Source organism: Pantoea rodasii, assembly GCF_002095465.1.
Classification (GTDB): Bacteria; Pseudomonadota; Gammaproteobacteria; order Enterobacterales; family Enterobacteriaceae; genus Pantoea; species Pantoea rodasii.
Genome location: NZ_MLFP01000042.1, coordinates 1 through 7,375 on the forward strand (window position 1 = coordinate 1; position 7,375 = coordinate 7,375).

Here is a 7,375-nt window from a genome sequence, read left to right on the forward strand (position 1 = left end):
ACGGTGCAGACCCGGCTCCGGTCAGCGTCTCGGTTGACGGGGGCGGACAAGCGCGCGTACAGGCAGGAAGTCGCGCCGCGTTCAGCGTTCCGGCCTGGCAGCCGGTTTCTTTCAGTATCAGCGAGCCTCAGGCCGCCGGCGATTCGGGTACGGGAAGCGTCTCAGCCGGGGCGGAGGAAAAGGCGAGGTTTTCCTGACCCCGGGGCGCGTTTACAGCCGCAGCATCGGGGTCACGGCGCAGTATACCTGGATGGGACGCCTTACCGGGCTGAACGGGGCCCCCCTGCGGGATACCGTGCCGCTGAACGTTGAGTCCTGGACGCCGCTGGGCGGCAGCAGTTTCAGCATGGAACCACGCGGGCGGTGAAAACGCTTTATGTCACCCGCGGCGAGCGCTACTGGCAGTGTCCGGTGACGGTAAAAACGCGCAGAAACGTTATTCGCTGGGTAGGAGAAATACGCTGCCGGCCCGCAGCGCTGGCCAGCCTGCCCCCGCGGGCCCGGCAGCAGGTTGCGATTATGCGGGGTACCCGCTCATCAGACGCCGAAACGGCGAAGCTCAGTAAGGAAGTGGAATGAAGCGATTATTGCAGGTCAGCCTTGCCGTTATGGCACTACTGTCCGTCAGCCCCGGCTGTCGCGCGGAATACGCGCCGCCAGTCAGCCTGAACACGCCGGTTAACGCCACCTTTGACCGCAGCGCGATACCCTCGAGCGTGATGATATGGAACGCCGTGTCAGGCGGCAGAGACGACGAAAAGCCCACGGGTACCAAGGGTACATGGTCAACGAATATTCTGACCTGCCTGAGTGACAGCGACCCGGCCAACGGTGCCTGCCCGACAACAATGGGCGCATGGGGCCAGCCGGACGGTGATGGAGCCATCAAACTGAGATTTACTCAGGATAACACCGGCACGACGGTCGATATTAATGTCCAGGCATATCACGTGGTGAGCTTCCCGTCAGGAGGCACTGACAGCCACAAAGCGCCCTGGAATCCAATTGGATTCGTGAACGCGACCTATACCCTGTTTACATACATTATCAATCAGAATGAGCTGGCCAGACTTAATAATGGCGGAATATGGCGGGCCACGCTGAAGCAAAATCTGTACCAGCGAGACCCGGGAATAAGCCTGGCGAACTGGACGGCAGACATCGTACTGCACGTGACGGATAATCAGAATCAGCAGATTTACTTCCCCGCTTACGGTACAAAATCGCCGACTGTAAATATACCGCTTTACATTAATGGAGAGTCAACCCACACGGCCCCAGGAACATCATCCTCTCACAGTACGCGCAGGCCGAATTTTTTCAGGACAGGAAAAGTCACCGTCGACATGTGCCTTTATGACGGAAGTAATTCCGACAGCAAATCGATGACGTTGATATTCAGAGATGGATCTGGGGAATTCCCTGGTTCTACAACCAAGACTGAACTAAGTAAAACCTTTCATATGTTTCGAAACGGTACTGCAGGTTCAGGGAGAAGTTATATAGGTTATGAAATAAAAATCCTCAATCCTGTCACGGGTGAATATCAACAGGTGAATCATTTGGGTGCTAGTGGCGCTGCTATAAACTGGTCAGGATTAAATAACCCCGATCTGCTGAAAAAAGTTTCCATACCGGGCGTACAGGGCGTGTCTTTATGCGTGCCGTCGAAGCTGGAGTTCTACGTTCCGCCTGTAATTGCAAATGCTGGTGCGTACAGCAATCTCCTTCGTTTAACTTATACGCCGTCGACGTAATTAAATGCAACAAGAAAAAAGTGATAAATACTAATGCAGAAGAAAACTCATCAATCATTTAAAACAGAGTTATGGCATAAAAGAGGGTTATATAATGTGGGCAGCTGAAATGATAAACATTGAAAAAAAATTTATTACAGGCCAAGATAAAATAATGGCTTTAAACAGTGTGAATATTAAAATTAAGCCAAAGAAGTTTACAGTTTTATCCGGCAGATCAGGGAGCGGTAAAACAACATTACTGAATGTTTTAGGAGGGCTTGAAAAGCCCGATAAAGGTACAGTTTTGATAAGTGGAAAATCAATTATAAACCTGAATGATAACGAATTGAGTGATTTTCGAGCCAATTATATAGGGTTCATATTTCAAAGTTACAATCTTATACCTATTATGACAGTGCGTGAAAATGTTGAAATACCATTGATGTTAAAAGGAATAGGTAAATCAGAACGTAAAAAAATTTCCATTGATATGTTATCACAAGTGGGGTTGAGGGAAAGAGAAAACTCAATGCCAGGCATATTATCCGGTGGTCAGCGACAAAGAGTTGCAATAGCAAGGGCGTTAGTTCACAGGCCCGAGCTCGTGCTGGCAGATGAACCAACAGCGAATCTAGACAGCATAAATGGAAGGGCAATCTTGAGATTATTACGCAAAATTCAGAGAGATAACGCCTTAACAGTAATCTTTTCATCTCATGACCCCGATGTTTTTGCAGAGGCCGATCACGTTTTTGAATTTAATGACGGTAGAGTACAATATAATTAGTGAGGTATGGAATGAAATTAATAAAGTTTGCATTCAACAACTTGTTGAGAAATAAAAGAAGAACAATGTCTACTTTATGTGCAATCATCATTGGCACGGTTGGGGTTGCGGGTCTGGGGGATATAACCGTTCGATCCAATACAGCTTACAAACAAGTTTTGTCAGGAGTGCCGGCCATTTGCAGGTGCAAAATAAAGATTATTATAAATATGGCAGTTCAAATCCTGCACTATACAGCATTCAAGATTATGATAATATAATATCAAAAATAAAATCGAATAAAAAAATATCGAATCTACTTTCAGTCGTAACGCCGGCATTGGCCATGACAGGTCTTGCTAACAATAACAATAACAATTTATCACGTCCCGTTTTGATTTTTGGAGAGGAAGCGGCGGATATGGAAAGGTTAAATTCATGGGATGGATACAATTTGGATGGTCATTCTCCTCTCCGGATAATGCTCGACAAAAAAACATAAGCTCTGCGCTATTAGGGAGTGAACTATACTTTTTGTTGAATAATAAAAGTGCCACGAAAGGCAATTCAAAATCTCAGGAAGATTTAGTGCCTAAAAGTCTGACTCTCCTATCTGAAGAAGCCAGTAAGCATAATGAAATTGGTGGCAAAAGTCGTCTGGAACTGCTTGTACCTTCTGCTTATGGAGCTCCAAATGTTGCGAATATTGAAGTGGATGGAATTAAGTCTCAAGGTTCCCGGGAAATGGATGAAAGTTATGTAGGAATTCACTTGAAGAAAGCTCAACAGTTACTTTTTGGAAACGAAAAAAGATCCTGGCGTAACCGCTATAATGGTTCAACTTAAGAAAAGTGCAGATTTAGAAAAGGCTCGTTCTGAAATAATTTCAATAATCGGTAAAATGAAAACTAAAGAACAGTTATCTGTATATGACTTCACTCAGTTAAATCCATTGTATAATCAAATTACTCATATGTTTAAAAACTTGTTTTCTTTTTTTTCTTTTTCTTATTGTATGTTTGGCATTATTTTCTGTCGGTAATACTATGAGTATGACAGTATTAGAAAGAATGTCAGAAATCGGAACTCTGCGAGCTATAGGATTTAAAAAGAAAGATATTCAATGGCTATTTATGTTAGAAGGTACTTTGATGGGATTAATAGGTTTAGTGGCAGGTGATTTCATGTCCTTCATTTTATCCTTCATCGTGAACTGCTCAAATCTAACATGGCAGCCGCCCGGGGTGATTGAGCCGGTGCCTTTACAAATAATTCTACGAGGGGAATGGAGGATGATGACGATCATTGATTGTACTATGCTATCGGCAACAATTTTGTCTTCATGGTTACCAGCAAAAAGAGCATCGAACACAAATATTATTGAGTCTCTTCGTCATCAATGAATAAAATTAATTATAAACAAGGTTGAATTAATGAAAGTTAGAATAGCTACGCTCATTTTATCGATATTTTCTATTTTTTTGTACATGCAGAAGAAGATGCGCAAAAAATTTTAGAAAAAAGTGACCATGTCAGAAACCCCAGTAACTCATTTTGTTTGATCACTAATATTACAAGTTATGAAGGTGGTAAAGTTAGTGAAAAAAGCAAGCTGCTTCTTTATTCACGACCTGATCCAAATACTGGACAGTTCCAGACATTGTTGAAGTATATTTCTCCTCAGCGTGATGCTGGTAAACTTACTTTAAAAAATGGACGTAATCTCTGGCTTTATGATCCGACGAGCCAAGTAAGCATTCCAATTTCTCCGCAGCAAAGATTACTTGGACAGGCGTCAAATGGAGATGTAATCACTTCCAATTGGGCTCATGATTATAATGCAAAAATTATCGGGGTTGAATCAATCAAAAGACGGGAACTTAAAAACCAGGGATGCTTTGCGTTTACATCTAACTTCCCGTAATGCTGAAGCTGCCTATTCATCTATGGACATATGGATTGATAAAGATTACTTCAAAACATTTAAAGTTCAGTTTTATGCTTTAAATGGAACTCTACTTAAAACTACTTTCTACAGACATTATGAACGTATCCTTAACGGAACACGTCCTACAGAAGCAATTATCATTGACGGAATGAATCATGATAAAATTACTATCATTAAAAACACAGACTTTAAGTTTATTTCAGTGCCTGAAGCTTGGATGCAACGTGATTACCTGCCAAATTTTAAACCTGAATATGGTCTTTAAAAAAACTTCTTGGCCAAAATTGATTTATGTGTTTTTGTTGGGTTTATTTATGCCTTTAGCTCGTGGGGAACTAAATGTTTTAACAAATGCTATACAATTAGCAGATAAGGCTGAATCACAAGATTCACAAGAGAGGAAATTTGATGTTAAAACAGGGGTTGAGTCAAAGTATAATTATGGTGATCTTGGTAGGCATCTTTTATTCCTTGACTCACACTTTCACTCTTTAGTAAACATGCCACCTGCTGGTATCCTTAGTTTTACTCTTTCTGATCGCATTGAGGCTTCCCATAACAAAGATGAAAATTTCTTATCTGGATATAATTATCTGCGTGAGGCTTATGTAACATTGAAACCTTCGGCAGAGACAGTTATAGATCTTGGTCAGATCAATTCACGTTATGGATTATCTTTCGGTTTCAATCCCACTGATTTCTTAAAGAGTAGTATAAATGATAATAATTCTTCAACTAATCCAGAGACTGAAAAATCTGAACGCATGGGAAATGTTATGGTCAGGTTACAGCATTTCTGGAACAAAGCCTCATTTACAGCTATATTTTCTCCAGCTCTCAGTGGTAGATATAAAAGAATCGGATATGATTTTTCTTCTACAAATCCTAATAATCGTTTTCTTTTTGTTGGGAGTTATATTTTAGCAGAAAACTTGAATCCTCAGGTTTTTTACTATCAAGATATCAATTCTCCTCCTCAAATTGGTTTCGACTTGTCACGTGTTCTGACAGATTCAACTCTAGGTTACTTAGAATGGGCAGGGGGGCGCAGGCCACTATCATGGCAAAAATACTTGCCAGAGACATATAAAGATATTTCATGGCGAAACAGGATAGCTATCGGTCTGTCTTGGGCTAATGAAAAAAAAATGAATTTGCGTTTCGAAGCCTACTATGATGGTCAGGCAGGTAAGCCAAATAATTCAGAAATGTCATCTCTGTATTTACTTGAGAAAGGTTATAAAAAACAAAATTCAAATGACTCACTTTCAGGTTATTCAAAGTATTCTGTTTTATCTCAGATTTACTGGCAAGATGTTTATAAAGATTATGACATTAATTTAATTTTTTTGAGGGATCTTCAGAATAAGAAGGATTTGGGTTACATTGAATTGTTGCATCATATTGGGTCTATTGATTTGTCTCTTCAGCTACAAAAAAAATACTTTATTAATAAGAAAAATTATCCGCAGTCTGAAAAAAGCTTGCAATTGGGTATTTACTATTATTTTTAAATGTGTCAGGTTCCTTTTTAAATTCTATATTTCAATTTTATTAAAATTCTTCCTTGCATTGAATTTAAAGATTATATAATGCATCATCCCTTAACGCAGACAATTTTATGTAAAAGCCTGACATTATCCCTGCTATCAATAGGGTAAAAGAAACATAAGGAAATGACGGAGGTTAAAGTCCGGGTAAACACAGAAAAGAGTTCCGGCTAGGAGCTCTTTTTACTTATGGTGCGAGGAATAATAAAAGCTTAGCATGAGGTCAGTCATTGCGAGCTTGTTGATAAACATTCCCGCCATTGAGTCTGAACCGTACCGGGTTCTAGGGAGACTAAACTCTCAGTAAAAGGAAACCCGAAATGACTTCAAAATCAGCTAACCGTTTCCCCTGTATTGCGTGAGCGCGCTGTCAGAATGTTGCTGGAACAGCGCGGTGAGTATCGCTCCGAACACGCTGCTATCCACTCTCTTGCCCCTAAAACCGGCTGCAGCACCGACACCCTGCGCACCTGGCTACGCCAGTATGAGCGGGATACCGGCGGCGGGGATGGCGGACTGACCACCTCCGAACGCGAGCGCCTTAAAGAGCTGGAACGTGAGAACCGCGAACGGCGCCTCATTAACGATATCCTGCGGCAGGCCTCAGCTTATTTTGCGAAGGAGGAGTTCGACCGCCTGTGGAAAAAATAATGCCGCTTCTGGACCGCCTGCGCGATGAACACGGGGTCGGACCGGTATGCCACGAGCTGGATATCGCCCCGTCAACATACTACCGGCATCAGGCGCACCGCCAGCATCCGGGTAAACGCAGCCTGCGCGATCAGCGGGATGACCAGCTGAAGCCGGAAATACGGCGGGTATATGACGAAAACTACAGTGCCTGTGGTATCCGTAAAGTCTGGCGGCAGTTACAGCGCGAGGGGTTCAGCGTAGCCAGATGCACGGTGGCGCGACTGATGAAGAGCATGGGGCTGGCCGGGGTGCTCCGCGGTAAAAAATACGGACCACAGTCAGCGGGAAAGCGGCAGCGTCAGGTGGCCGGGTAAACCGCGAGTTCGTGGCAGCACGGCCCAATGAGCTGTGGGTGGCAGACTTTACGTACGTCAGCACCTGGCAGGGCTTTGCGTATGTAGCGTTTATCTTCGATGTGTTCGCCAGTGTTATCGTGGGCTGGCGTGTTTCATCGTCAATGGAGACGACGTTCGTGCTGGACGCGCTGGAGCAGGCGCTGTGCGCGCGCCGACCTTCCGGCACCATCCATCACTCAGATAAGGGTTCGCAATATGTCTCACTGGCCTACACGCAGCGCCTGCAGGATGCGGAGCTGCTGGCATCGACGGGCAGCACAGGTGACTCATTTGATAACGCGATGGCAGAAAGCATCAACGGTCAGTATAAAGCGTAGGTGATC

At 43.6% G+C, this 7,375-nt stretch carries 8 protein-coding genes, 1 pseudogene and 1 other annotated feature; all 9 genes and pseudogenes read left to right on the forward strand.

What is annotated here, in order from left to right; all coding sequences use genetic code 11:
• The first annotated feature begins 575 nt into the window (after positions 1-575).
• Positions 576-1,757, forward strand: coding sequence for a CblD like pilus biogenesis initiator family protein (locus tag HA45_RS22990; protein ID WP_100700168.1), 1,182 nt, complete (start codon positions 576-578; stop codon positions 1,755-1,757).
• Between the two features lie 94 nt (positions 1,758-1,851).
• Positions 1,852-2,526 carry an ABC transporter ATP-binding protein gene (locus HA45_RS22995; RefSeq protein ID WP_100700167.1) on the forward strand — a complete coding sequence of 225 codons (675 nt, stop codon included), beginning with the start codon at positions 1,852-1,854 and terminating at the stop codon, positions 2,524-2,526.
• A 184-nt stretch (positions 2,527-2,710) separates the two neighbouring features.
• Entirely contained in the window at positions 2,711-3,007 is a 297-nt protein-coding gene (locus HA45_RS23000) for a hypothetical protein (RefSeq protein ID WP_128599080.1), read from the forward strand.
• 86 nt (positions 3,008-3,093) lie between these two features.
• A complete protein-coding gene (locus HA45_RS23005) occupies positions 3,094-3,351 on the forward strand; it encodes a hypothetical protein (RefSeq protein WP_128599081.1) in 258 nt (85 codons plus the stop codon).
• 125 nt (positions 3,352-3,476) lie between these two features.
• Positions 3,477-3,908, forward strand: coding sequence for an ABC transporter permease (locus HA45_RS23010; RefSeq protein WP_366557364.1), 432 nt, complete (start codon positions 3,477-3,479; stop codon positions 3,906-3,908).
• A gap of 260 nt (positions 3,909-4,168) precedes the next feature.
• A complete protein-coding gene (locus tag HA45_RS28755; protein WP_280174528.1) occupies positions 4,169-4,429 on the forward strand; it encodes an outer membrane lipoprotein-sorting protein in 261 nt (86 codons plus the stop codon).
• Entirely contained in the window at positions 4,344-4,718 is a 375-nt protein-coding gene (locus HA45_RS23015) for an outer membrane lipoprotein-sorting protein (protein ID WP_280174527.1), read from the forward strand. The genes HA45_RS28755 and HA45_RS23015 overlap by 86 nt, the downstream gene beginning before the upstream one ends.
• Positions 4,678-5,967, forward strand: coding sequence for a hypothetical protein (locus HA45_RS23020; protein WP_128599083.1), 1,290 nt, complete (start codon positions 4,678-4,680; stop codon positions 5,965-5,967). The genes HA45_RS23015 and HA45_RS23020 overlap by 41 nt, the downstream gene beginning before the upstream one ends.
• A 411-nt stretch (positions 5,968-6,378) precedes the next feature.
• A pseudogene (locus HA45_RS28450) lies at positions 6,379-7,366 on the forward strand (IS3 family transposase); the annotation flags it as partial.
• Positions 6,609-6,725, forward strand: a sequence feature (AL1L pseudoknot). It overlaps the preceding pseudogene by 117 nt.
• Positions 7,367-7,375: the final 9 nt, after the last annotated feature.